Raw genomic sequence first — 26,946 nt, forward strand, 5'->3', positions numbered from 1 at the left:
GGACTCGCATCTTTTTTGTGTGTGATAATCAAACTTTCTTATTTCAGTTTCAGTTTTTTGCTCATGCCACTCTTGGTCAGCTTCTTCTGGAAAGCAGCCGCTTTTTTCTTATTGTTCCGGATGCTCTTTGGAACACTTACGGTCACTTTGGAAGCCGTCTTTTTGAAGGCTTTGGATTTAATCGTTTTTACAGAAGTTCCCTTGAAAGTTACTTTTGCAAGTTTCTGGCATCCGTAGAAGCTGTTTTTGCCAATGGACGTAACGTTCTTTCCGATAATGACAGATTTCAGGTTTTTGTAGTTTTTAAATGCATTTGCCTGGATCTGAGTTACCGTAAAGGTGGTTTTGCTTGCAGCATTTTTTACAGTGTTTGGAATCGTTACTTTTGTTACTTTACCCGGTTTTCTGTCTGTTCCCTTGACAACGGCTACCGTCTTTTTGGAAACATTCAGGACTTTGTACTGGATGTTTTTAACCTTAAAGGTGTCACCTTTTTTGAGAGCTGGAGTGGAAGGTGTCTGCGGTTTGTCCGTAGAAGGTGTTTCCGGTTTGGCAGCGGGCGTTTGACTTTCATTCTTATCATTGGAAGAAGTTTCCGGTGCTTCTGTTTCTGGCCTTTCCGTCAGTGGCGGATGCGTAACCGGAGTCTCGGTCTCCGTAGCCGGGGTTTCGGTTTCGGTCTCAGTTTCGGTGGCCGGAGTTTCGGTCTCAGTTTCAGTAGCTGGAGTTTCGGTCTCAGTCTCACCGCTGCCATTTTCGGTCAAGGTGATCGTGTAAGTTTTTGTCTCAGAACCGTCTTCTGATACGGAAATCAGAGTAAACTGTTTGTCGCTTACCGGTATGACGCTTACCGCTGCGTTCACATCGTTGGAAATCTTCAGAAGATTGCTGTCAAAGGAATCTCCTGTGATCTTGTAACTGGTATTCTGATTGAACGTAATGCTTTTTGTTCCGTAAGTAATACCTTTTAAGGATGCAGATCTGTTTCTTGTATAAGAAATGCTGCTGCTCATAACTTCTACTTCCGTCAGACCAATAAATTTGCCGGTATCATGTCCGAGGATAATACGAACGGCGATCGGATTGATGGTACTTTTCAGTTTGAAGCTGTAACCGTTGGAGATTTTATCAGTAGCAGAACCGGTTGTCACATCCGGGATTTTTACAGCCTCTTCATGGTCGATCTCCACGAAATCGGATCCGTCCAGGGAATATTCAAATTTGACGCTGGTTGGTTCCTGGGAAGTGGAAACATTCTCGGTATAGTAGTAGAGATTGATTTGATCTACCAGGTGAGCAGTAGCCCATGTCAGGGTAATCACCGGAGAATCTGTATCGTTTCTTGTATTCCAGTTGGTCCAACGCAGAGAACTGGAACTTCCGCCTCCGTTTGTATCGCTGCGGATACCGTCTACGATCGCCAGAAGGTTGTCTGATGCACTCTTACAGCTTTGTGTCAGATCCAGATAATCCGGAGCGATATTGACACTCTCGCCGTAAACCGGGGAAGCAACACGGATGCTCGCAGTTACTGGATAAGTCTCTCCGAGAGCGGTTACACTGCCATTTATGGTCACAAGGCCGCCAACCTTGGAAAAGCTTGTATTTGTCAGTTTTGAAGTATCCCAGGTTACCGGAAATTCTTCAAATGCAGAACCGTCTTTGCTGTAGGTCATGGAAACCGTTGGCAGGGTTGGCATGGTATCCGGTGCTGTAATACCGGAATAATTCTGGGCAGTGACAATCTGGCTGTATACGTGGATCGTCATTGTTACCGGGATTTTTTCTTCTCCGTTTTTGATAGAACCAGTCACCTGGAAGATGGCTTTGCTCTTTTTCAGGGCATCTTTGTCATAATCATTCCAGGTTACTGGAAGATTTTTCGTTGTTCCATTTGCAAAAGTAGCCTCTACACTTTGCGGAAGCGGGATACTGGAAGAACCGCTGAGAATATAGCAGTGTTTTGACATGCGGTAGCTGCTTATCGCATCGGAAGAAGTATTTGCAGCAGCTTTTGTCTGGATGCGGATACTCTGGGCAGTCATGCCGCCAGATGTAATATTCAGTTTGATATCACCGGCATCTTTGGTGGATTTTATGATCACCAGTGCTTTTCCGGCGTAAGCATTGATCCTGGCAGATGTGCTGTCTGGAAGAACGCTTGCCTGCTGGAATTTATCCGTGGTTGCCTGGTCTCCGTTGTCCACGCCGGCAATGCTGCCGTTGCCTTCCAGAGTAAAGTTGATGGTATTGGTTGCTTTGGTGTTCAGGTTTCCGTTTGCATCAGTCACATCAACGGTGACATAAGCAAGGCTGCTGCCATCGGCGACAAGTTCTGTTTTGTCAGCACTGACTTTCAGTTTTGTTGCTCCATCCGGAGTAGAAACAGAAGCATTGCCTTCAAACTCTGTGATTTCTTCGCCGTTTTCATCGAAGGCTTTTGCAGAAATCGTACCTTTTTCAAATGCAACATTGAATACGGCGTAGGTGGCATCGGAACCGTTTCCATTGGAAGCTGTACAAACGCTGCTGTTGTTGCTTACAGAAGAGTAAGTGTAGTAAGTATGACCGGCAGCAGAAGTGTGTGCCTGCCTAGTAGTGGTACCGATCAGAGTACCGTTGCGGTAAAGTTCTACCTTCGGTGCATTGCTGTATACCCATACCGGTGTTTTGCCGCCTGAGGTAAGCATATTGTTGCTGTCCCATGCAGTGACAAGGTGAAGCGTGTTTTCTTCTTTATTCCATTGGCTGCGGTAGAGATAATAGGAATCTTTCGGAAAACCGCTGGTTTCTACAATACCAAAATAGCTGCTGTTTGGAATAGCACCGCTGTAGCTGACAGAACCGCTTCCGGTGCCGTTCCATGGAGTCGGTTCACCGATGTAATCAAAACCGGTCCATACAAATTCACCGGCAACACTGTCGGACTGATAGGTATTGTAAATGGATTCATGTGCTGTGATTCCCCATCCAACAGCAGAAGTATCATAGCTGGTCAGATGGAATTTACCGTCGGCATTGGCACGGGTTGCCTGTGTACTGTAAATACCGCGGCTGTTGACATGGGAAGATGTTTCACTGGCGAGGATCACACCGCCGTACTGTGAAGCAAGGCTCTGCAGCTGGCTGCTGGTGTTTGCATAGTTGAAGCCGACTACACCGCCGTTTTTCAGGATCGTATTTAAAACGGCAACCAGTCTGGAATCACCGCCACGGTTGTTGTCACCGCTGGTGGTCGGTCTTGTAGCGTCTTCCTCTTTGATCCAGTTGATCATATTCTGGGCGATGCCTGCGTAGGAGCCGACATTGTTCCAGTAGGTACCTTCCTGTACCTCATTGCACAAAGACCAGAGGATGATGGAAGGATCGTTGCGGTCACGGCGAACGACGGATCTTGCTGCAAATTCTGCCCAGGTCATGTCACTGCTGCTGCCAAGCAAGCTGTCATCGCCAAGTGTTTTGGTAAAATAGGAGCTGAAATCATAGCTGTTTCCGTTTTTCGGATCTACCCATCCATCGAACAGTTCTTCGATCACAAGAAGTCCGAGTTTGTTGCAGATTTCAATAAAATCTTTGTCACCCGGGTTGTGTGTGATACGGATTGCATTGGCTCCCATATCTTTCATGATCTTAAGCTGGCGATACATGGCATCATAGTAAGCGGCAGAGCCTAAGGCACCCTGATCGTGATGCATGCAGACACCATTTAATTTTACATTTTTTCCATTGAGAGAAAATCCGCTGCCGCTTGTAAATTTATACCAGCGGAATCCAAAGGTTGTATCATAAGTATCAGTTACTTTTCCATCGGAAACAAGTTCTGTGCGGACATAGTAAAGGGTCGGATCGTCCACAGACCAGAGAGATGGGTTTGCAACTAGGGCAGAGAGTTCTGCTTCCGAAGTGGAATTTGCGGCCACGCTTACGGTTTTCTGGACAGTATCCGAAACTTTCTGATCGTTGGAATCATAAACCGTTGTGCGGACGGTAACATTTGCAGAAGCATTTTTGTCATTGACCACTTCTACTTTTGTGTTGACGGTTCCCTTTCCGCTCTCGATATCCGGTGTAGTGACAGTCGTTCCGTCTACGGCAACGTGTATCGGATCGGTAACGATCAGATTGACATCACGGTAAATACCGCTGCCGGAATACCAACGGCTGGACGGTGTAGTATGTACGACTTTGACTGCAACGACATTCTGTGTACTGCCGTCACAGGTGACGTAATCACTGATATCAAGGGAAAACGGCGTATAACCGTAGTGATGTTCCCCGATCTGTTTTCCGTTCACATAGACATAGGCATTGTTGTAAACACCGTCAAAATTGAGAACGAGTGATTTGCCGGAAAGATTGGAAGGGAGTGTGAAAGATTTGCGGTACCAGCCGGTGCCGCCCGGTAAAAATCCACTTTCTGCTTCACCGGATGTTGTAAAATTCTGGCTGATGCTGAAATCGTGCGGCAGATCAACAGACTGCCAGTCAGCATCATTGAAATCTGGATTCTGTGCAGAGGTGGAATTTCCAAGAAAGAATTTCCATCCGGAATTGAAGAGGTTGGTGCGTTCCGTAACGATCTGGCTTACGGAAATGTCTTCTGCCTCCCCAAACGTGGCAGAAGAGGCGGCAGCGTTTGTCATGCTTCTCGGAATTGACGGAATACAAAGAGAAGCGGCTAATGTGACTGTCAGCAGTTTTTTGATGTTCTTTTTCATGTGTTCCTCCTTCTTAAAAATAAAATGGTTTAAAAATACCATGATATTATCTTAGCAGTTTTTGAACAAAATGACCAGAAAAATGTGTGGAAATCCATAAAAAATATGCGAAACCTGAAAATACAGGTTTCGCATACAGGATTGTTTTGATAAATCTGACCATTTTCTGCCAAAGCAGAAAAGATACTGGTCATTTGAGCTTCGGTTTTTTGCTCATGCCACTCTTGGTCAGCTTCTTCTGGAAAGCAGCAGCTTTTTTCTTATTGTTCCGGATGCTCTTTGGAACACTTACGGTCACTTTGGAAGCCGTCTTTTTGAAAAGGGCAAATTTGTTTCTGATGTACAAACGTGTGTTACAATTTTAACACTAACAGGTAAAAATGACCATACCTAAAATAAAAAATATGGCAACTGTGAAAAGATTTCACAATTACCATATAAAATCGGTGAAAATTTGTCTTAAAGAAGAACTGTTCAAGAATGGAACTGCATTTTTACAAGACAGATTTCACTTTTTGTTCCAAGACGCATATTCGGTCCCCATACACCGGCACCTGAGGTAACAACACTGTAGGCATTTCCTTTTTTCAGAAGACCGTAAGGATTCTCCCACATCAGCGGCAGGAGCAGATTGCCGGGGAAAAGCTGCCCGTTGTGTGTATGACCGCCAAGGATCAGATCAGCACCGGCATCCGCAAGAAGCGAAAGTTCTTTTGGCTGATGGTCGATGATCAGGATCGGTTTGGACTTGTCCAGATGTTGTGTAAGCTGATTCGGAGTTAAGCGTTCTTTTTCGGAAATCAGTTTTTTGCAGCGTGCAGGATCTTTTCTTCCGACTAGATAGAAGTGGTTCTCGATCAGACGGACTTCGTCATCCAGCAGAGTCATGCCGGCATCGTGAAAAAACTGCTCAAACCGTTCATCGGCATTTTCTTTCTGTCCTCCGAAAGTAAAACCGGCGAGAATCGCCTCGTCCAGATCGTGATTTCCATAGCAGCAGTAAGTTCCGTACGTGCTTTTCAGAGCGGATAAAATGGATGCACATTTTTGAGGATGTTTTATCGCATGAAAATCATTGTCAAACGTATCCCCTGCCACGATGATCAGATCCGGCTGCAGTTTGTTGATCCGTTTTACAAGGCGTTTCAGAAAAATTTCGTCTGTGTTATAGCCCAAATGCAGATCGGCGATCAGGGCAATCTTCAGAGTGTCATGTCCGCTGCAGCTTTTGGCAGAGGAGATATTCCAGGTTGTTGTGTAGAGTTTTTTGGCATGAAAAAATCCATAAAAACTAAAAAAAAGGATCAGAACGCCGGTAAAAAAGCCGGTGGCTGCAAACATCAGTCTGGAATGAAACCAGGAAGCATCGGCAAGCGGAGAAAAATAGAGCAGGATGCGGATGAAATCTGCAATGCCGATACCGATCAGGGCATAGAGAAATGTGCCCAGCCACAGATTGCTGATGTGTTTTAAAGTCCGATGCAGTCCATCGGGCTTTTTGATCAGAAAAGAAGACAGCAAAGTGGTAGCTGTCAGAATGTACAGGGCAGAAAATCCATAGCGGAAAGCAGCCAGAGCAAAAATATTATTGCAGACGGCCATCCATTTTAACATCCAGTTTAAAACATAAAAGCACACCGCAAGATAAAAGGGTGCAAGAAAAAGTGCGGCCATAAGAATCTCCTTTGTGATCGTGAAAACTTTACTTTCTGTGATGCCAGGGTCAAAAGACCTTTTGATCTTAATATCTTTTCTGTCAGTATAGCACAGGATTAAAAAAGAAAAAAGTGGAAAGGCACAGCAAAAAGAAAATCAGCATATGATAATATAAATCTGCTTCGAGGTTTTTCTTTGAAGACATTTCCAAAACCACTTACCGTCAAAGAAGAAAAATACTATCTCCAGAAGTATAAAGAAGGCGACGAGGAGGCAAAGCAGATTCTCATTGAACGTAATCTGAGGCTGGTTGCCCATGTGGCTAAAAAGTATCAGCATCCGGATGAAGATGCAGATGATCTGATATCCATAGGGACGGTTGGCCTTATCAAGGCAGTCCTGACCTTTGATCATACGAAAAACAACAGACTGGCGGCCTATGCGGCAAGATGCATTGACAATGAACTGCTGATGATGCTGCGGTTAAAAAAGAAGACTTCAAAAGAAATCTCTCTCTACGAACCGATCGGTATGGATAAAGAAGGAAATGAAATCTGCCTGGTAGATATTGTGGAAGGAAAAAATACAGACCTGGCAGAGATGATCAATAAAAAGCAGGAAATCCGTGAAATGTATCATTATATGGCACAGTTAAATGAAAGGGAGCGACAGATACTGAGTCTGCGTTATGGGATCCTTGGACAGAAGGAAACAACACAGCGGGAAATTGCACAGAAACTTGGTATTTCCAGATCGTATGTCTCCAGGATTGAGAAAAATGCCCTGAGCAAACTGCGTTCCTGTTTTCGGGAAAAAGGAAAAACAGGCATACGCGAAAGCAGATGACAGGAAAAAAAAAGCGTGTTACACTGTGCGAAGGAGGAAAAGAACGTGATCTATCTTATGAGAACAAAAGAAAGAATGGAAAAAAGTGCCGCACGGCATAAAATACAGAGCAATATGGCAAAAAGAGTACTCCTTTACGGCATCAGAAAAGAATATTCGTTAAAGGAACTGCCGGCTATTGGAAAAGGAATCTACGGAAAGCCTTACTTTCCGGAATACCCGGAGATTTGTTTTAATTACAGTCATGCGGATGCCGGCATTTTATGCGGGATTGCAGAAACACCGCTTGGCGTGGACATAGAACGTCTGATCCATCCGACGGAACGTCTGATCCGTGCGGTATGCCATGAAAATGAAAAAAAGATGTTACTCGCAATCGAAGATCCTGCCGTGCAGATCAGATACTTCAGCAAAATCTGGACGGCAAAAGAAAGTTATCTGAAATGCATCGGAACAGGCATCCGGCAGAAGCTTTCGAATCTGGATCTTTCCGAAGTGCTCGATGGAAAGACCTATGAGGAAGTGTATCATTTTTTCTTTCTGGACGGAGAAGATTTTCAGGCGGCAGTCTGTCTGAAAACAAAAAAAATGCTTTCGAACCTTTCTGTTATTTATATGGAAGAAAACGAAAACAATAATCTGTAACGTTTGAAAAGAAAGTGTTGCATTTTAAAAGAAAATATGATAAACTGGAAACAATCTATCATTATTTCCGCCATTTCGGCACATTATCACAACGAATCAAAGGAGAAAAGAATATGTTCAGCAGAGTCTTATCCGCAGCCATCTGCGGAATCCAGGGTCTGCCGATTTTTGTAGAAGCAGATGTCAGTGAAGGGCTTCCGGGATTTTCCATGGTGGGAGATCTGTCAGCGAAAGTAAAAGAAGCACAGGATCGGGTTATGACAGCATTTCGCAACAGCGGAATCCAGCTTCGTCCGAAAAGAATCACAGTCAATCTCTCTCCGGCAGACATACATAAAGACGGCAGCAGCTATGACCTTCCGGTAGCACTTGCCATTCTTGCAGCGTACCAGCTTTTGCCCATGGAGACTTTAAAAGGTGTCCTGGTGGCAGGTGAGCTGGGATTAAATGGAGCAGTCAAAGGGATCAAAGGGGCGTTGCCCATTGTTCAGCTGGCAAAAAAAAACGGATGTCATACCTGTATCCTGCCGGAGAGAAACCGCACAGAAGGAGAAATGGTATCGGATATCCACATTGTCGGAGTAAGTACCTTAAAAGAAGTATTGCGCTATCTTCAGAAAGGCACAATCCCCGGGAAAATCAAAAAAGATGTATATAATATAGAAGAAACAGAAATTCCTGATTTTGCAGATATTCACGGTCAGAGTGCAGTGAGGAGAGCCGCAGAGATTGCGGCCGGCGGAAGACATCATTTTCTGATGATGGGACCGCCCGGAGCCGGGAAATCGCTGCTTGCAAAATGCATGCCGGGTATTCTGCCGTCCCTGACAATGGAAGAGAGTCTGGAAGTATCTTCCATTTACAGTGTGGCAGGTTTACTGTCCAGTCAACAGCCGCTGATCAGAAAGCGTCCATTCCGTGCACCGCACCATACCATATCGCCTTCTGCCCTGGCAGGCGGAGGCAGGATTCCGCGGCCGGGAGAGATCAGTCTTGCACATAAAGGTGTCCTGTTTTTGGATGAACTGGCAGAGTTTAAAAGAGAAACGATCGAAATCCTGCGGCAGCCTATGGAGGAGCGAAGAGTCCATATTTCAAGAGTGTATGGGAGCTATGTGTTTCCGGCAGACTGTATGATCGTTGCAGCCACCAATTTCTGCAAGTGTGGGAATTTTCCCAATCTTGAGAAATGTATCTGCAGTGAGGCGGAGATACGCCGTTATCAGAGCCGGATCAGCCGCCCGATCCTTGACCGCATGGATATCAGTGTGGAGGCCGTAAGAGTAGATTACGATGCACTGATCTGTGAAAAGAAGAGTGAAGATTCCAAGACGATACGAAAAAGAGTTGAGCTGGCGGGGCAGATCCAGAGGGAGCGTTATCGGGATACCGGTTATCGCTATAATGCCGATCTGGATGCGGCGGGTATTAAAAAATATTGTAGGATCGGAGAAAAAGAAAAGAAAGTTTTACGGGATGCTTATGAGAAAATGGATCTTACGGCAAGAGCGTGTCATAAGATTTTGAAGGTAGCCCGTACTATTGCGGATATGGAGCAGAAAGAGCAGATTGCCGAAGAACATCTGTATGAGGCGATCGGTTACCGCATTTTTGAACAGCGGCAGATCTGGAGGTGAGACAGAAGGGATGCAGGAAAAAGAAGAAAAAACAGAGGATGAAAAACGGAGAGAAAAATGGTTCTGGCTTTGCAGTATCTTAAGCTTTGGAAGAAAAGAAAAACAGATGCTGCTGGATTTTTTCGGTACGCCGGAAGAAATATGGCAGGCCGATGAAAGAGAAATCGGTGAAGTTTTTTGGGAAAATGAAGAACATAAGAAAGCCTTTTTTCGTGAAAAAGCTGCCTGGGATGCGAAAAAGGCATGGAATGAAATGCAGAAAAAAGGCATACGTTTTATCAGCTGTGAAGATACATCCTATCCGCAGAAATTAAAAGAAATTTATGATTATCCGTTCGGACTTTTTATAAGAGGTGAGCTTCCAAAGGAAAATGAGAAGACCGTGGCGATCGTCGGTGCCAGACTGTGCAGTGCCTATGGCAGACATTTTGCGGTAAAGATCGCAGAAGAGCTGGCAGGATATGATATTTCACTTGTAAGCGGCATGGCAAGAGGAATCGATGGCACTGCCCAGAGAGCTGCCATAAAAGGAGGCGGAAAGAGCTATGCGGTACTTGGATGCGGACCGGATATCTGTTACCCGATGCAAAACCGGGATCTGTATCAGAATTTACTGAAAAATGGAGGAGTCTTATCGGAATATCCGCCGGGAAGTAGTCCGCTTCCTTTTCATTTCCCAATGCGAAATCGCATTATCAGTGGCCTTTCGGATTTGGTGATCGTGATAGAGGCAAGAGAAAAAAGCGGATCACTCATCACAGCAGATCAGGCACTGGAACAGGGCAGAGATGTTATGGTGTTGCCGGGCAGAGCCGGAGATGCACTCAGTGCCGGATGCAACCGCCTGATCGACCAGGGAGCCGGCATTTTTCTCTCCACAGATCAGATCCTGGAACGTCTTAAAATTAAGAAAAAAAATCATACAAACACAAAAAAAACATACATTGCACTTGAAAGCGAAGAAAATTTGGTGTATAGTGTTCTGGAATTTCAGGCGAAAAATCTTCAGAGCATAGCAGATGAGACAAACCTCACCCCGCAGAAAGTAAGTGCAATACTGGTTCGCCTGATGCTGTGCGGGCTTGTTGCGGAGGATGTAAAAAATCATTATTCGAAGGTCTGAGGAAAAACAATAAGCACTGTGAAAGCCGTTGCACCGATTTTGGGCGTAAACAGTTGAAAAAGGGGTAAACATATGGCAAAATATCTGATTATTGTTGAGTCACCTACCAAAGTAAAAACCATCAAAAAATTTCTTGGCTCTAACTATGATGTCGCAGCATCAAACGGACATGTACGTGATATGCCAAAAAGTCAGCTGGGGTTTGATGTTGAAAATAATTATGAACCGAAATATATTACCATACGCGGAAAGGGAGATATTCTGGCAGCACTTCGCAAGTCTGTAAAAAAGTCAGATAAAGTATATCTTGCAACGGACCCTGACCGCGAAGGAGAAGCAATCTCCTGGCATTTATCAAAGGCACTGAAACTAGAAGAAAAAGATATCCACAGGATTACCTTCAATGAAATTACGAAAACAGCTGTAAAAGAATCTCTGAAACATCCGCGTGCGATCGATATGGATCTGGTGGATGCACAGCAGGCAAGACGTATGCTGGACCGTATGGTTGGATACCGGATCAGTCCGCTTCTGTGGGCGAAAGTCAAACGAGGCTTAAGTGCAGGCCGTGTACAGTCTGTCACTCTACGGATCATTGCAGACCGCGAGGAAGAGATCGCAGCCTTTATACCGGAAGAATACTGGACCCTGGATGCCGATTTTACGATTCAGGGAGAGCGAAAACCGCTGACTGCCAGATTTTACGGTACGGAAAAAGAAAAGATAACGATTCATTCAAAAGAAGAGCTGGATACGATCACGAAAAAGCTGGAAGGTGCAAAGTACCAGGTGGCGGAAGTGAAAAAAGGAGAACGTACCAAAAAAGCTCCGGTTCCGTTTACAACCAGTACGCTTCAGCAGGAAGCTTCCAAGGTGCTGAATTTCTCCACACAGAAAACCATGCGTGTTGCACAGCAGTTATATGAAGGAGTGGATGTAAAGGGCAGCGGGACCGTTGGTATCATCACCTATCTGCGTACGGATTCCACGCGTATTTCAGATGAAGCCGATGCATCAGCGAGAGCTTATGTCGAAGAAAACTACGGAAAAGAATACGTTTCTGCAGCTGTGCAGGAGAAAAAGAGCGGTAAAAAGATCCAGGATGCTCATGAAGCAATCCGTCCGACGGACATCACGAGGACACCGTTTGCTTTAAAAGAATCGCTCACAAGAGATCAGTTCCGTCTGTATCAGCTGATCTGGAAACGATTTGCCGCAAGCCGTATGGCAAATGCACAGTATACTACGACTTCCGTTAAAATCGATGCAGCCGGATACCGTTTCCATGTATCCGCCTCCAAGAAAAAATTTGACGGTTTTATGGCAGTTTATGTGCAGGACGAAGAAGAAAAGGGCGAGGGAAATCTTCTCGTGAAAGAAATTTCCTCAGAGACACAGCTGAACTTTAAGAGTTGTGAGGAAAAGCAGCATTTTACACAGCCGCCGGCACATTATACAGAGGCCGCTCTTGTCAAAACGCTGGAAGAGCTTGGAATCGGACGTCCAAGTACTTATGCACCGACGATCACCACGATCATCAACCGCCGCTATGTGGCAAAAGAAAATAAAAATCTGTATATGACAGAACTTGGAGAAGTCGTAAACAATATCATGGTACAGGCATTCCCGAGTATTGTGGATGTCAATTTTACAGCAAACATGGAATCTCTGCTGGATAAAGTGGAGGAAGGCGTGGTCAACTGGAAAACGGTTGTCAGCAATTTCTATCCGGATCTGGACGAAGCAGTTTTAAATGCAGAGAAAGAACTTGCAAAAGTCAAGATTGAAGACGAAGTGACCGATATTGTCTGTGAAGAGTGCGGCCGCAACATGGTCATTAAATATGGTCCGCATGGCAGATTCCTTGCCTGCCCGGGATTCCCAGAGTGCCGAAATACCAAACCCTATCTGGAAAAGATCGGTGTGGCATGCCCGAAATGCGGCAAGGACATTGTGCTTCGAAAGACCAAAAAGGGCAGAAAGTATTATGGATGTGAAAATAATCCGGACTGTGATTTCATGTCCTGGCAGAAACCTTCCAAAGAAAAATGTCCGAAATGCGGAGGCATTATGGTTGAGAAGGGAAATAAGCTTCTTTGCATCAATGAAGCATGCGGTTATATTGAAAATAAATCTCAAAAAGAATAATTGTGCGAAATTTCACGCCAGAAAAGCAAAAGAAGCTGCTGTTTGCAGCTTTTTTGCGTTAAATATATTGAAAATTCAAAAGAATTATGATAAATTAAAAATATGCCAAGAATAGCAGGGGAAATCGTGCAAAAGACAAAAAAGGCAGAAGGGAGAAGAGCGATGAGTGTACAGTTATTAGACAAGACTCGAAAAATCAACAAACTTTTACACAACAACAACAGCAGTAAAGTCGTATTCAATGATATCTGTGAAGTACTGTCAGAAATTCTGGAGTCCAATGTGCTTGTGATCAGCAAAAAAGGAAAAGTACTTGGAATCAGCATCACACCAAACGTAGAAGAAATCAAAGAACTGATCGATGATGAAGTTGGGGGCCACATTGATGAACTTCTGAATGAACGTTTTCTGGGTGTTTTATCTACAAAAGAAAATGTCAATCTGGAGACACTGGGATTTGAAAGCGGAGATGTGAAAAAATATCAGGCGATTATCAATCCGATCGATATTGCAGGAGAGCGTCTCGGTACGGTATTTATGTACAAATGCGGAGAAGGATATGATATTGATGATATCATCCTCAGCGAGTATGGTACGACCGTGGTCGGTCTGGAAATGATGCGTTCTGTGCATGAAGAGAATGCGGAGGAAAATCGTAAAGTTCAAATCGTAAAATCAGCTATCAGTACACTTTCTTTCTCAGAACTTGAGGCGATCATCCATATTTTTGATGAACTGGACGGAACAGAAGGCATTCTGGTAGCCAGCAAGATCGCAGACCGTGTCGGAATCACACGTTCGGTTATTGTAAATGCACTTCGGAAATTTGAAAGTGCAGGTGTGATTGAGTCCCGTTCCTCCGGAATGAAAGGAACGTACATCAAAGTCCTGAATGATGTGGTATTTCAGGAACTGGATGATATTAAAAAGAAACGAAAAGAGAACGCCCAGGGATAAGCACGTAAAATTGTTTTATCTCAGTCGAGAAGACTCCCACTTCTGTAAGTGGTGAGTAATAACAAGTCTTTCTCAGTGGGAGTACAATCTCCGACTGAGATAAACGCTCCGCGAGAATGTGCAGTGATTCTGAGAAGAATATGTCAGCTTTCGCTGACCAGAATCACGCACCAAGTCTCACGTGCGTTCGACTTGAAACGATTTAAACAGGAAAAGAACCATTGCAGAAAAACGGGATTTTCAGTTTTTGCAGTGGTTCTTTTTCTAAGTATAATGTTAAAGTCAGAAGAGATTGTACAATTACTTTTGACACCCACATCATCTATAAAAAAAGTATAAAATACAAAAAAATGAGAAAACATGAGAAAATACGAGGAATAAAAAGAATTAAAGAGAATATAAATAAATATACGAAAATAATTCCGCTTGCACATTTTGAGAAAGTTCACTATTATATGTACTAAAGTTAGCACTCGATAAAAGTGAGTGCTAATAACATGATAAATAAGGCGATTATAATTTAAGGAGGAATATAAAATGAAGTTAGTACCATTAGGTGACAGAGTTGTATTAAAACAGTTTGAAGCAGAAGAGACAACAAAGTCCGGTATTATTCTGGCAAGCAAATCTCAGGAAAAACCACAGGAAGCAGAAGTTGTTGCAGTCGGACCTGGCGGAATGGTAGACGGCAAAGAAGTAACCATGCAGGTGAAAGTCGGAGATAAAGTTATCTATTCAAAATATGCAGGAAATGAAGTAAAACTGGAAGACGAAGAATATATCATCGTAAAACAGAATGATATTCTGGCAGTTGTTGAATAACAGGATAGATTAAATCAAGAATTAACTGGAGGTTGATTGATATGGCAAAGGAAATTAAATACGGTTCAGAAGCAAGAACAGCACTGGCAGCAGGTGTTGATAAACTGGCAAATACAGTAAAAGTAACACTTGGACCGAAAGGAAGAAACGTTGTTCTGGATAAACAGTATGGTGCTCCGCTGATTACAAACGACGGTGTTACCATTGCAAAGGAGATCGAGCTGGAAGATGCATTCGAGAACATGGGTGCACAGCTGGTAAAAGAAGTTGCTACCAAGACCAATGATGTAGCAGGTGATGGTACCACAACTGCTACCGTTCTGGCTCAGGCAATGATCCAGGCAGGTATGAAAAATCTGGCAGCAGGTGCAAACCCGATCATCCTGCGTAAAGGTATGAAAAAAGCAACACAGGCAGCTGTGGATGCTATCGCAGCTATGAGCAGCAAAGTAAACGGCAAACATCAGATGGCAAGAGTAGCAGCTATTTCCGCAGGTGATGATGAAGTCGGAAATATGGTAGCAGATGCTATGGAAAAAGTTTCCAATGATGGTGTTATCACGATTGAAGAGTCCAAGACCATGAAAACAGAACTGGATCTGGTAGAAGGTATGCAGTTTGACCGCGGCTATATTTCCGCATACATGGCAACCGATATGGAAAAAATGGAAGCTGTCTTGGATGATCCGTACATCCTGATCACAGACAAAAAGATTTCCAATATCCAGGAGATTCTGCCTCTGCTGGAGCAGATTGTACAGTCCGGTAAGAAACTGCTGATCATCGCAGAGGATATCGAAGGAGAAGCTCTGACGACTCTGATTCTGAACAAACTGCGTGGTACTTTCCAGGTAGTCGGTGTAAAAGCTCCAGGTTATGGTGACAGAAGAAAAGAAATGCTCAAAGATATCGCAATCCTGACCGGCGGTGAAGTCATTTCCGAAGAACTGGGACTGGAACTGAAAGATACACAGATCAGCCAGCTTGGACGTGCAAAATCTGTCAAAGTGAAAAAAGAGAATACCGTTATCGTTGACGGAATGGGCGATAAGAAAGAAATCGAAAACAGAATCGCACAGATCAAAGCTACGATCGAAGTTACAACTTCTGAATTTGATAAAGAAAAACTGCAGGAGAGACTTGCGAAACTGGCAGGCGGCGTAGCAGTGATCCGTGTCGGTGCAGCTACCGAAACAGAGATGAAAGAAGCAAAACTGCGTATGGAAGATGCTCTGAATGCAACAAGAGCAGCCGTAGAAGAAGGCATTGTAGCAGGAGGCGGATCTGCATACATCCATGCATCCAAGGAAGTTGCAAAACTGGTAGATACTCTGGAAGGAGATGAGAAGACCGGTGCATCCGTGATCCTCAAAGCACTGGAAGCTCCACTGCATCAGATCGCTGCAAATGCAGGACTGGAAGGAGCTGTTATCATTAACAAAGTAAGAGAATCTGAGGTAGGTGTCGGATTTGATGCATACAATGAGAAATATGTAAACATGGTAGAAGAAGGAATCCTGGATCCTGCAAAAGTGACAAGAAGTGCACTGCAGAATGCAACCAGTGTTGCATCCACTTTCCTGACAACTGAATCCTGTGTTGCGAACATCAAAGAAGAAACACCAGCAATGCCGGCAGGCGGAGCCCCGGGAATGGGCGGAATGATGTAATAAAAGAACCGAGCTAAGAAAAAGCGGTTACAGAGAACAAATCTGTAACTGCTTTTTTTAAAAATTCCTTTTACAAGATGAGAATTTCGTGTATAATAAAAAACAAGGCATATAATAGTATGAAATCAGAAGAAAGCAGGAAGAAAATGTATGAAGGATTGGTACACAGAAAAAAGAGTCTCAAGATCCATTTTCGGTTCCATTCTGGAGTATGAATACCTGTATCTGAATGGAGAGCTGGATATTGACTGCATTTACCTGAAAAAGAGACGGGAACACATCGGTACTTACAAAGTGGCGGATATGGAAGCTCTGTTTCCGCTGGATGCAAAACGTTTTCGAGAATATCGAAAAGATAAGAACATCAAGATCAGAGACTGTTCCGCCGGGCGAAGAGGCATGCGCTATGGCATGCTGATACCGAGAGCGGAGCAGAAGGATCTGCTGATTTTTGAACCAGATCAGGGAATGCTCCTGGATATGCAAAGACGTTCTCCGGGAAAAGTACAATTTGCCTGAAAACAGGGTTGACAGGTTTCGACAAATTTGATAAACTTGACAACTAACAACAGATGTTAGAAATTCAGGAAAGAAAGTGAGGATAATAAAATGGGTACGATTATAGGCGAAGGTATTACTTTTGATGATGTACTCCTTGTGCCGGCCTATTCGGAAGTGATTCCGAATCAGGTGGATCTGTCTACTTATCTGACAAAGTCTATCAGACTGAATATCCCGATGATGAGTGCAGGAATGGACACAGTTACGGAACACAGAATGGCGATTGCGATGTCACGACAGGGCGGCATTGGTATTATACATAAAAATATGTCCATTCAGGAGCAGGCAGAGGAAGTTGATAAGGTAAAACGTTCTGAAAATGGTGTTATCACGGATCCGTTTTATTTATCCCCTGACAATACACTGGAAGAAGCAAACAATCTGATGGCAAAGTTCCGTATTTCCGGTGTGCCGATTACAGAAAACGGAAAACTGGTAGGTATCATCACAAACCGTGATCTGAAGTTTGAAGAGGATTTCAGCAAAAAGATCAAAGAATCCATGACTTCTGAAAACCTCATCACTGCAAAAGAAGGTATCACACTGGAAGAGGCAAAAAAGATCCTTGCAAAAGCAAGAAAAGAGAAACTGCCGATCGTGGATGATAACTTCAATCTCAAAGGACTGATCACGATCAAGGATATTGAAAAACAGATCAAGTATCCGCTCTCTTCCAAAGACTCCAAAGGCCGTCTGCTGTGCGGTGCTGCACTTGGTATCACAGCAAACGTTCTAGATCGTGCACAGGAGCTGGTAAATGCACATGTCGATGTCGTTGTTCTGGACTCTGCACACGGACATTCTGCAAACGTTCTGAACTGTGTTCGCATGATCAAAGAGAAATTCCCGGATTTGCAGGTTATCGCAGGTAACGTGGCAACAGCAGAAGCTACAAAGGCATTGATTGAAGCCGGAGCAGATGCAGTCAAAGTTGGTATCGGACCTGGTTCTATCTGTACAACACGTGTGGTTGCAGGTATCGGTGTACCGCAGATCACAGCTGTTATGGACTGCTACAGTGTTGCAAAAGAGTATGGTATCCCGATTATCGCAGATGGCGGTATTAAGTACTCCGGAGATATGACAAAAGCGATCGCAGCCGGTGCGAATGTTTGTATGATGGGAAGCATGTTTGCTGGATGTGATGAGAGCCCGGGAACATTTGAACTGTACCAGGGAAGAAAATATAAAGTATACCGTGGTATGGGATCTATCGCAGCAATGGAAAACGGAAGCAAAGACCGTTACTTCCAGTCTGATGCGAAGAAGCTGGTACCGGAAGGTGTTGAAGGACGTGTAGCTTATAAGGGAAGCGTAGAAGATACCGTATTCCAGCTGATGGGCGGTCTTCGTTCCGGTATGGGTTACTGCGGAGCAAAAGATATTGAATATCTGAAAGAGAACGGAAGATTTATCAAGATTTCTGCAGCATCTCTGAAAGAATCTCATCCGCATGATATTCATATCACAAAAGAGGCACCAAACTACAGCGTTGATGAATAAAAGCGGAACAGGCGGATTTCCCGAAAAAGGAATCCGCCTTTCTTTTTTGCACGCCGGCGGGAGTGAAAGCAGACTGCAATTATCGCATTTTACATTGGAGGCAGATATGTGGGAGAACGACAGAAGCCGAAGAAAAATGGCAGAGAGGAAAAGGCAAATTCAAAAAAGAATCACCGTATCGGCGAGTTTGGCAGCAGTTGTTCTGGTACTGCTTTTTGTCTTTTTCTTTCACAGGAACACCGGTACGAAAAAAATGACATACCAGAAGGCAGGGATGGATGCATGGGAGCAGTATGATATCGGAGATCCTGTAAAACAGGTTCCACAGCCGGAGCTTGATGTGCAGCTTCTGACTGTCAACGAATACTCCAGACCAGGGATTGCAACCGATGGAGTGCGTGGTGTGGTGGTTCATTATACGGCTAATCCAGGAAGTACCGCACAGAATAATCGGGATTATTTTGAAAGCCTCAAGGACACCGGAGAAAATCAGGTCAGCAGCAATTTTATCATCGGACTGGACGGAGAGATCATTCAGTGCATTCCGACAAATGAGATCGCCTATGCATCTAACAACCGCAACAACGATACAGTGTCCATTGAATGTTGTCATCCGGATGAGTCAGGAGCGTTCCAGGAGGTAACGTATCAGTCTCTTGTGGAGCTGGTTGCATTTCTGTGCGGAAAGTTTAATCTGACGATGGACAATGTGATCCGCCATTATGATGTTACCGGAAAAGACTGTCCAAAGTATTTTGTGGAGCATGAAGATGCATGGAATGCATTTAAAGAAGATGTGGCAAAGTATATTGAAGAAAATGGAAATTAATCCAAAAATCTGAACAGTAGAAATATGCAGCCATTATAAGAACAGGAAGAGAAGACAGGTATAGAAAGGAAAGGTATGGTTAAAGATATATATGAAAGTATTTGCAGGGGAGAAGATGTCCGGGCAAATCTGATCTGTTTAAAGCAGCTGATAGCAGATAAGAAAGAAAAAAGTGCATTTGCTTATATGCTGGCAGGCGATTTTCGAAAACTGGCAGCTCTATTAAAGGATAAAGACGCCAAGATACGGAAAAATGCAGCACTGATCCTCGGAGAATTGGAATCCGAAGATGTTCTTCCGTGGCTCTACGAAGCCTATGAGAAAGAAAAACAGCTCTTTGTCCGAGAGTCTTATTTAAAAGCGATGGAAAAACTGAATTTTTCACAGATGCTTCCCAAATTAAAGAAAAGACAGAAAACATTGCAGGAAGAACTGCTCTATGCGGCAGACGAGGGGAAAAAACATCTCCAGAAAGAAGCAGCCGTTCTTTCCCGCATGATCTTAAAATATGAAAAGCCAAAACATCATACATTCTGTGGGGGAAAGACGGAAGATGTGATTCTTTTGTGCAATCGGAATAACCGCCAGATCACAGCCAGACAGATCCAGACCGGTGAAGTCTCCATGCTTGCCGGAGGCGTTCGCATTCAGGGGGCAGATCTGCAGGAAATCGCGAAAATACGAACCTGGCAGGAGCTCCTATTTCCGCTTCACGGAAAAGTGGAACGGGAGTATACGGCGGAGGCGGCGGCACAGACGGTATGGAACACCGAGATCATGGAACTGCTTCAAAGTCTGCATGAGGAAAAAGGAGCGTTTCTGTTTCGCATCGAGTACAAAGGTTCTCTGGATGAACGCAAAAAAAGCGAATTTGTGAAAAAAACGGCAGCTTTGCTGGAAGAAAAAAGCGAACGGATGCTGATCAATTCCATTTCGGATTATGAAATTGAAATCCGCATTGTCGAGAGCAAAAAAGGTGGTTATCTGCCGTTTCTGAGGTTGTATACGATGGAAGATGAACGTTTTGTTTATCGAAAAGAGAGCATTGCCGCTTCCATTGCCCCGGTGAATGCAGCACTGATCATGCAGATCGCCGGAGATCATCTGAAAGAAAATGCACAGGTACTCGATCCGTTCTGCGGTGTCGGAACCATGCTGATCGAACGCAAGTATTTTCGTTCTGCAGATCCGTTGTATGGTGTTGATATCTATGCGGAAGGGATTCAGAAAGCAAGAGACAATACTGCGGTGACGAGAATGCCGATCCATTATATTGCCAGAGACTTCTTTACCTTTGAACATGACTATCTGTTTGATGAACTGATTACAGATATGCCGGCTTCCGCAGATGAAGCATTCTATAGGACATTTTTTAAAAAAGCAGAAACGCTTTTAAAGAGAGGAGCTGTTCTTGTGCTGTATAATCGTCAGGGAACATTACTTGAAGAAATGTGCCGCAGACAGAATAATCTTACGATACTGAAGACGGCAGTGCTGAATGAACGGCAGAACAGTAAAGTAGTGGTCGCAAAACTGCAGGAGGCGTAAAATGGAACATGTAAAAAAGCGAGAAGAAATTTCAAAAGAATTTACCTGGGCACTGGAAGATTTATATCAGGATCAGGCAGCATGGAGTGAAGATCTTGAAAAAATCCGAAAACTGGCACAGGAGCTGTATTCCTGCAAAGGAACGCTTGTGGAAGGTGCAGAAAATCTGAAAAAGGCACTGAATTTTTACAGTGAACTGAATCAGAGATTCGAAAAAGCATATGTATATGCAAATCAGCTTCTGCATCAGGATATGGCAAATGGCGAAAGCCAGAAATGTTCCGGGCAGGTACAGGTGCTGATGAATCAGGTCAATGAAGTGTCTGCCTTTCTGGAGCCGGAGATTTTGAAAATTCCGGATGAAAAATTAACGGAGTATCTGGCGGATGAGCCTTTCTCGGAATATCGACGATTTTTGGAAGAAATCCTGCGAACAAAAGAGCACAGTCTCAGTGAAGAGAAAGAAGAACTTCTGGCAAGGGTAAGTGAACTTGGCCGTGCCCCTTCTAATATTTACGGTATGTTTAATAATGCAGATATTACCTTTCAGCCGGTAAAAGATGAAAATGGAAATGAGCAGCCGCTGACGCAGGAACGCTATGTACATTATCTGGAAAATAAAAACAGAGAGATCCGAAAAGAAGCGTTTACAAACCTGTATAGCGGCTACAAAGGGTTTGCAAATACGATTGCGGCCGTTTTTGATGCAAATGTGCGTCAGGCAGCTTTTTTTGCAAAAGAACGCAAATACAGTTCTTCTCTGGAAGCAGCACTGGATGGCGGAAATATTCCAATCAGTGTTTATACTAATTTGATTCACACAGTAGAAGAACATCAGCAGCCGATGCAGCGTTATCTGGAACTGAGAAAAAGGCTGCTGGGCGTAGAACAGCTTCATATGTATGATGTCTATGTTCCGATGATTGAAAAGACCGAGAAAAAATATTCTTTCGAAGAGGCAAAACATATGGTGCTGAATGCACTTTCCGTTCTTGGAAGCGAATACACAGGCCTGCTTGAGAAAGGATTTCATGAGCGTTGGATCGATATTTATGAAAATGAGGGAAAGCGTTCAGGAGCCTATTCTTGGGGAGCTTATGGAACGCATCCGTATGTCCTTCTGAACTATCAGGGAAATTTAAACCATGTATTTACGCTGGCCCATGAAATGGGGCACGCTCTGCATTCCTGGTATTCCGATCATGCCCAGAATTATCTGAATGCCGGATATCGCATATTTGTTGCAGAAGTGGCATCTACCTGTAACGAGGCACTGCTGATCCATGATCTGATGGAAAAGACCGAAGATAAAAAAGAAAAGGCATATCTGATCAATTATTTCCTGGAGCAGTTTCGCACAACTCTGTATCGTCAGACCATGTTTGCACATTTTGAGCAGGAAATGCATCAGAAAGTGGAACAGGGCGAAACACTGACAGCGGATGTGTTGTGCGATGCTTACTATGCATTAAATCAGAAATACTATGGAGAAGCAATGGTTTCGGATGATCTGATCCGCTATGAGTGGGCAAGGATTCCACATTTTTACACACCGTTTTATGTTTATCAATATGCGACCGGATTTTCAGCGGCCATTGCGATCAGCACCAAGATCCTTGCAAAGGAAGAAGGGATTGTTGAGAAATATAAAGCCTTTTTAAGCGGTGGCTGTTCTATGGATCCGATCGACCTGCTGAAACTCTGTGGTGTTGATATGGAAAAGAAAAAACCGGTAGAAGAGGCATTGAAGGTGTTTGAACAATATCTTACAGAACTGGAAAAACTCGTATAAAAATGGGAGATGTGCAGTGAAAGGCACATCTCCTTTTTAAGCGGCGGATTGCAGAGGTACTTATCCGGATATCTTATTTTAATACAAATTTATGGATGATCTCGGCAACGCCGTCGTGGTTGTTGTCATTTTCTGTGATATAGTCAGCAGCCTGCTTCACTTCTTCTTCGGCATTTCTCATAGCACAGCCGATATGGGCGGCCCGGATCATGGAAATATCATTTTCGGCATCTCCGGCAGCAATGGTATTACACAGTGGGATTCCGGTGTATTCACAGAGAAAACGAACGGCAGAGCCCTTGTCAATACCGGGAGCGACGTGCTCCAGGTATTCATTGCTGGAGAAGAAACGGTTGATCTTGCCGTCTGCAAAGTCAGCGGTCTTTTCAAGATAATCACGGAGATGCTCCTTGTTTTCATAATTTACAACCAGCACTTTGACCGGTTCTGATTTCAGAAAAGCGGTCACATCCGGAACGACTTTGTATGGAATCTTGACGATGGAAGAGTAGCGTTTTACCTCTTCGGTATCGTGCTCTGTAACGATCTCACTGTCGGAATAGGTCTGGCAGTGAAGACCGCACTGAAGGGCTTCGTCAAAAATGCGGCGAACGAGCGGCATTGCAAGCGGTTTTTTGAAAATACTCTTTTTGCGGTACATATCGTAGATTTCACCGCCGTTAAAAGAAATCACAAAACAGCCCTTTTTCGTAAAACCAAGTTCTTTTGCCTGCATGATCGCACTGGCAAGAGGGCGGCCGGTGGAGATCACGATATGGTGCCCGGCTGCAAGAGCCTCTTCGATCGCCTGACAGTTGCCGGCAGAAAAAGTCTTTTCGTCGGTAAAGAGCGTTCCGTCCAGATCCAGGAAAACTGCCTTGGTATTTTTTTCTTTTTCCATTAATTCTTCCAGGGCATCGTCACTGTCGCTGATCCACACATCTTCTTCTTTGGCAGTAAGGCCGAGATATTCACGCAAAGTACATGCTTCATCACTGAAGTTCCATTTGTCTGTTAAAGAAAAGATATCATCAAATGGGACTTCTCCCATCATAAAACGTTCTCTGAATTTCATCATAAAAACTCCTTTTAGTATTGTCTGTCACGATGTTTTCTGAGGTTCTCAAAAGTCGTGTCCGGTATGCGAAGATTGCCGCGTCCCACACCCAGATCAATCCCCGGTATATTGCTGCCGTGAAAATCAGAACCACCGGAAACGGCAAGTCCCATAACCTGGGCGAGCCGGCGTACACGGTTTTCCTGAGAAACCGAGTGACGTGAATACATGGCTTCGATCCCGTTGAGGCCTTCTGGCTTCAGGGTACGGATCAGTTCCTTTAACTGAGAATCAGAAAGGTGGTACTGCATTGGATGTGCAAGGACGGCAATTCCATCCAGTTTATGGATCAGGTGCACGGCCATTGCCGGGGTTACCTTTTCACGTGGGACAAAACAAGGTCCGTCATTTCCAATATAATGAAAAAAAGCATCATTCATAGATGGAATACAGCCCTTTTCATATAAAAAACGTGCGAAATGTGCTCTTGTCAGAACGGCATCACCAAACATTTCCTGCAAAGCCTCGATAGTGATCGGAAATCCACAGTCGGCAAGCTTTTCAGCCATTTTACGATTCCGTTCAAAACGGGCATTGCGGAAATGATCCAGTTCCTGGCAGAAAGAAGTATCGTGCCAGTCAAAATCGAGACCGACGATATGGATATCCTGACCATTGTATTCAGTAGAAAACTCAATGCCGGAAATGACTTTTATTGGTTTGTCCTCGGCAGCCTGAAACGCCTCACCGAGACCATCTACGGTGTCGTGATCGGTCAGAGCGAAAGCCGTAAGATGATTTTCCATGGCATGTTCTACCAGCTGCGTTGGTGTCAGTGTTCCGTCTGAAAAGGTAGAATGAACATGAAGATCGATCATAATTAAGAACCTCCCTTTGCAGAAATAATCATCAGTTGTCTTTTATCCGGATCTGCCGCGAGACATTCAGGGCGATTCCCATTTCCGTCATCAGGAAGAGAATCGAAGTACCGCCGTAACTGATAAATGGGAGCGTAACACCGGTTGTAGGAATTACGTTCAATACAACGGCAATATTCAGAATGACCTGCAAAGCGATATGTGCAAAAATACCGGTAACGATCAGAGAACCGAGTAGATCCGGTGCATTCTGTGCGATAAACATCAGTCGGTACAGCAGAAAAACAAACAGGATGGTCAGAAGAACAGCACCAAAGAGTCCAAGTTCTTCGCAGATGATCGAAAAGATCATATCATTCTGAGCTTCCGGGATAGACTGGATTTTCTGAGTACTGTTGCCAAGACCCTTGCCGAACAGACCGCCGGAGCCGATAGCGTATAATCCCTGAAGTACCTGATAGCCGCCGCCATCGGAATATTTTTCCGGATCGATCCATGCAAGGACACGGTTGAAACGGAAGTTTCCACTTGCACCAAGCGAAGAAACATATCCACGCACGCCTACGATACCGACAGGAAGACCAATGCCGGCTGTGAGAACAAACGGTGCAGTCTTTGGATGTGCAACAAAAATCAGTGCACAGGTAATGCCGAGGATGATGATGGCGGTACTTAAGTTTTCGGTAAATTTCCAGGTCAGAAGGAACGTAAGTGCACCAAAAGCAAAAAGAACAGCCGGTGCCTTAAAGCCTTTTAACTTTTTGCCGAACTGCACGATCAGTACAGAAAGGAACAGAATGATTGCCAGTTTGGCAGGTTCTGCTGACTGAAACTGGATCGGACCAATTTTGATCCATCGTTTTGCACCGTTTACCTCGTGACCGATGAATTTGGTAACCAAAAGCAAAAGATTGCTGAAAAGGTAAAAATAGCCGGCATATCTGGCGTAAAAATGGTAATCGATCATGGAAAAAACAAAAATCGCTGCCAATCCACCAACGCTGAACAATGCCTGCCGGAAAAGAAAATATGTATCACTTCCATACTCAACCTGGGCATCATAAGCACTTGTACTGTAAAGCATGATAAGCCCAAAACAGGTGAGAAGGACTACACAGGCCAGAAGATTGTAATCATAATACTGACCGTTTCTTGTCAGAAGTCTTACCTTACGTTTTCTCCTGACGGTTTTTGTGTTTGTCTGTGCCATATAAAATCCTGCCTTTCTATTAGGATTACTATGTATCATAACATATTTTAAAGTCAAAGAAAACCCATATCAGACAGCATTTTTAAGAAAACATAACTTTAGTCCGCTGCACTTTCGTATATTATTGAGGTATTTATGCACTTTCAAGTGAAAAATACCTGTTATGCTGCAATCGAGAATTGTTGGGCTGCCGTGACAGCGACAGCCCCTTTCTGTTTTTTCTATATTAATTGTTTTTCATACATCCATTTGAAGAAGAAGGACAACTGACGGGTTTATCAAAACTTGGATTGTATGCATAAAAATTTTTAGAATCCAGTTCATCCTGCAAAATGCGAAGTGCTTCACCGAATCTCTGAAAATGTACGATTTCTCTTGCTCTGAGAAAACGTATCGGATCTGCAACATCCGGATCTTTTACCATTCTCAAAATGTTATCATACGTGCTGCGTGCTTTTTGTTCTGGGGCGACTTCGTAAGAACAACATTACACAATATAATATGAAGATAAAACAAGCTATCCTACATAGTTCCAGTGTTTTCGATATTTAGGCGTTCAGAAATGAGCGTCTTTTTTCATACCCAAAATCGAAAGGAGAAAGAGAAAATATGAATAAGCTAGTAAAGCGATTGCTGATAGGAACGCTTGCTTTTGCAACCATTCTTACGGCATTACCAGTGACGGCGGTTCATGCTTCCGGCAATCAATACTGGACAGAATCAGCAGAACGTGTCGGCTACATTGAACAAATTATGAATGACGGTTCTATCAAATCCACGTTCCATGAGGGACACATGAAAGTTGAGGGCGAAACTGCCTACTGCGTGGACATCAATACCAATTTCAAGAATGGATATAAAACAAGGTCTGACGCAAGTACACGCATGAGTAGTGATCAGATTGCGGACGTTGCTCTTTCCTTAGAGTACGTCAAGCAATATACCGCTACTCATACAGGGCTGAATAACAACCAGAAGTATTTGCTGGAACAGTGTGTTGTCTGGCAGAGATTGAGCGAACAGCTTGGCTGGCAATGCGATAATGTCAGAGCTTCCTATAATGAAATCTCACAGGCAGTTCAGAATGAAGTTTACGCTGGTGCGAAAGCATTTGTGAAAGCAAATAAAGGACGCTATGAATGTGGTGGTTATATCTACACTGGCGAGGGACAGGACATTGGACAGTTCTGGGCAAAGTTAAATGTAGGAAATGCAAAGGTCAAAAAGACTTCTTCCAATCCCACGGTCACAGATGACAACGCCAACTATTCCTTTGAGGGTGCGACATTTGGTGTCTATTCTGATAAGAGCTGTAACAGCCAGCTTGCCACACTTACTGCCGATGG

The 26,946-nt window shown here is 44.0% G+C and carries 19 protein-coding genes and 2 pseudogenes; 14 read left to right on the forward strand and 7 right to left on the reverse strand.

Annotated features, from left to right (window positions below; all coding sequences use genetic code 11):
- Nucleotides 1–38 precede the first annotated feature (38 nt).
- The 3 genes from GPK60_RS11355 to GPK60_RS11365 all read right to left on the reverse strand — a co-directional run bounded on the left by GPK60_RS11355 (nucleotide 39) and on the right by GPK60_RS11365 (nucleotide 6,392).
- On the reverse strand, nucleotides 39–4,718 hold the full coding sequence (locus GPK60_RS11355; protein WP_215660137.1) for a glycoside hydrolase family 2 TIM barrel-domain containing protein: 4,680 nt from the start codon (nucleotides 4,716–4,718) through the stop codon (nucleotides 39–41).
- A gap of 190 nt (nucleotides 4,719–4,908) precedes the next feature.
- Nucleotides 4,909–5,064: a hypothetical protein gene (locus GPK60_RS11360; protein ID WP_215660139.1), complete on the reverse strand. Its 156-nt coding sequence runs from the start codon at nucleotides 5,062–5,064 to the stop codon at nucleotides 4,909–4,911.
- Between the two features lie 128 nt (nucleotides 5,065–5,192).
- Nucleotides 5,193–6,392: a metallophosphoesterase gene (locus tag GPK60_RS11365; protein WP_215660144.1), complete on the reverse strand. Its 1,200-nt coding sequence runs from the start codon at nucleotides 6,390–6,392 to the stop codon at nucleotides 5,193–5,195.
- Between the two features lie 177 nt (nucleotides 6,393–6,569).
- Between GPK60_RS11365 and sigK the strand changes: the two genes are divergently transcribed.
- The 13 genes from sigK (at nucleotide 6,570) to pepF (ending at nucleotide 22,455) form a co-directional block, all read left to right on the forward strand.
- On the forward strand, nucleotides 6,570–7,220 hold the full coding sequence (gene sigK, locus GPK60_RS11370) for an RNA polymerase sporulation sigma factor SigK (protein WP_215660146.1): 651 nt from the start codon (nucleotides 6,570–6,572) through the stop codon (nucleotides 7,218–7,220).
- A gap of 45 nt (nucleotides 7,221–7,265) precedes the next feature.
- Nucleotides 7,266–7,865, forward strand: a complete 600-nt coding sequence (locus GPK60_RS11375; protein ID WP_022118869.1) for a 4'-phosphopantetheinyl transferase superfamily protein — start codon at nucleotides 7,266–7,268, stop codon at nucleotides 7,863–7,865.
- A gap of 14 nt (nucleotides 7,866–7,879) precedes the next feature.
- Complete coding sequence (locus tag GPK60_RS11380) at nucleotides 7,880–9,502, forward strand: YifB family Mg chelatase-like AAA ATPase (protein WP_346727775.1); 1,623 nt, start codon at nucleotides 7,880–7,882, stop codon at nucleotides 9,500–9,502.
- A gap of 10 nt (nucleotides 9,503–9,512) precedes the next feature.
- On the forward strand, nucleotides 9,513–10,625 hold the full coding sequence (dprA, locus tag GPK60_RS11385) for a DNA-processing protein DprA (RefSeq protein WP_252191383.1): 1,113 nt from the start codon (nucleotides 9,513–9,515) through the stop codon (nucleotides 10,623–10,625).
- 72 nt (nucleotides 10,626–10,697) lie between these two features.
- Nucleotides 10,698–12,773, forward strand: coding sequence for a type I DNA topoisomerase (topA, locus tag GPK60_RS11390; RefSeq protein ID WP_215660149.1), 2,076 nt, complete (start codon nucleotides 10,698–10,700; stop codon nucleotides 12,771–12,773).
- 162 nt (nucleotides 12,774–12,935) lie between these two features.
- Entirely contained in the window at nucleotides 12,936–13,730 is a 795-nt protein-coding gene (codY, locus tag GPK60_RS11395; protein ID WP_022118873.1) for a GTP-sensing pleiotropic transcriptional regulator CodY, read from the forward strand.
- Nucleotides 13,731–14,267: 537 nt separating this feature from the next.
- Nucleotides 14,268–14,552 (forward strand): co-chaperone GroES, encoded by a 285-nt coding sequence (locus GPK60_RS11400; RefSeq protein ID WP_022118875.1) that lies wholly within the window; start codon nucleotides 14,268–14,270, stop codon nucleotides 14,550–14,552.
- A 41-nt stretch (nucleotides 14,553–14,593) separates the two neighbouring features.
- Nucleotides 14,594–16,222 carry a chaperonin GroEL gene (gene groL / locus GPK60_RS11405; protein ID WP_147631617.1) on the forward strand — a complete coding sequence of 543 codons (1,629 nt, stop codon included), beginning with the start codon at nucleotides 14,594–14,596 and terminating at the stop codon, nucleotides 16,220–16,222.
- Nucleotides 16,223–16,372: 150 nt separating this feature from the next.
- Nucleotides 16,373–16,741, forward strand: a complete 369-nt coding sequence (locus GPK60_RS11410; RefSeq protein ID WP_022118034.1) for a hypothetical protein — start codon at nucleotides 16,373–16,375, stop codon at nucleotides 16,739–16,741.
- Between the two features lie 90 nt (nucleotides 16,742–16,831).
- The gene (gene guaB, locus GPK60_RS11415) at nucleotides 16,832–18,286 is read left to right on the forward strand and encodes an IMP dehydrogenase (RefSeq protein ID WP_022118035.1); all 1,455 of its coding nucleotides are present in this window, start codon (nucleotides 16,832–16,834) and stop codon (nucleotides 18,284–18,286) included.
- Nucleotides 18,287–18,392: 106 nt separating this feature from the next.
- Nucleotides 18,393–19,115, forward strand: coding sequence for a peptidoglycan recognition family protein (locus GPK60_RS11420; RefSeq protein WP_243867595.1), 723 nt, complete (start codon nucleotides 18,393–18,395; stop codon nucleotides 19,113–19,115).
- A 75-nt stretch (nucleotides 19,116–19,190) separates the two neighbouring features.
- Nucleotides 19,191–20,663, forward strand: coding sequence for a methyltransferase domain-containing protein (locus tag GPK60_RS11425; RefSeq protein ID WP_215660151.1), 1,473 nt, complete (start codon nucleotides 19,191–19,193; stop codon nucleotides 20,661–20,663).
- Between the two features lies 1 nt (nucleotide 20,664).
- Entirely contained in the window at nucleotides 20,665–22,455 is a 1,791-nt protein-coding gene (gene pepF, locus GPK60_RS11430; protein WP_215660166.1) for an oligoendopeptidase F, read from the forward strand.
- Between the two features lie 73 nt (nucleotides 22,456–22,528).
- Here the strand turns inward: pepF and GPK60_RS11435 are convergent, their stop codons facing one another.
- From GPK60_RS11435 to GPK60_RS11450, 4 genes and pseudogenes are all read right to left on the reverse strand, one after another.
- Nucleotides 22,529–23,533 carry a Cof-type HAD-IIB family hydrolase gene (locus tag GPK60_RS11435; protein ID WP_173895807.1) on the reverse strand — a complete coding sequence of 335 codons (1,005 nt, stop codon included), beginning with the start codon at nucleotides 23,531–23,533 and terminating at the stop codon, nucleotides 22,529–22,531.
- 11 nt (nucleotides 23,534–23,544) lie between these two features.
- Nucleotides 23,545–24,390, reverse strand: coding sequence for a PHP domain-containing protein (locus GPK60_RS11440; RefSeq protein ID WP_173866028.1), 846 nt, complete (start codon nucleotides 24,388–24,390; stop codon nucleotides 23,545–23,547).
- 31 nt (nucleotides 24,391–24,421) lie between these two features.
- Nucleotides 24,422–25,600: a putative peptidoglycan glycosyltransferase FtsW gene (locus GPK60_RS11445; protein ID WP_173866027.1), complete on the reverse strand. Its 1,179-nt coding sequence runs from the start codon at nucleotides 25,598–25,600 to the stop codon at nucleotides 24,422–24,424.
- A gap of 226 nt (nucleotides 25,601–25,826) precedes the next feature.
- Nucleotides 25,827–26,075: pseudogene (locus GPK60_RS11450) on the reverse strand (manganese catalase family protein); the annotation flags it as partial.
- A gap of 134 nt (nucleotides 26,076–26,209) precedes the next feature.
- On the opposite strand from GPK60_RS11450, the pseudogene GPK60_RS15375 reads away from it, so the two are divergent.
- Nucleotides 26,210–26,946, forward strand: a pseudogene (locus GPK60_RS15375) (hypothetical protein); the annotation flags it as partial.

The sequence above is a fragment of the Ruminococcus sp. MCC718 genome (assembly GCF_018783905.1).
Taxonomy (GTDB): domain Bacteria; phylum Bacillota; class Clostridia; order Lachnospirales; family Lachnospiraceae; genus Hominisplanchenecus; species Hominisplanchenecus faecis.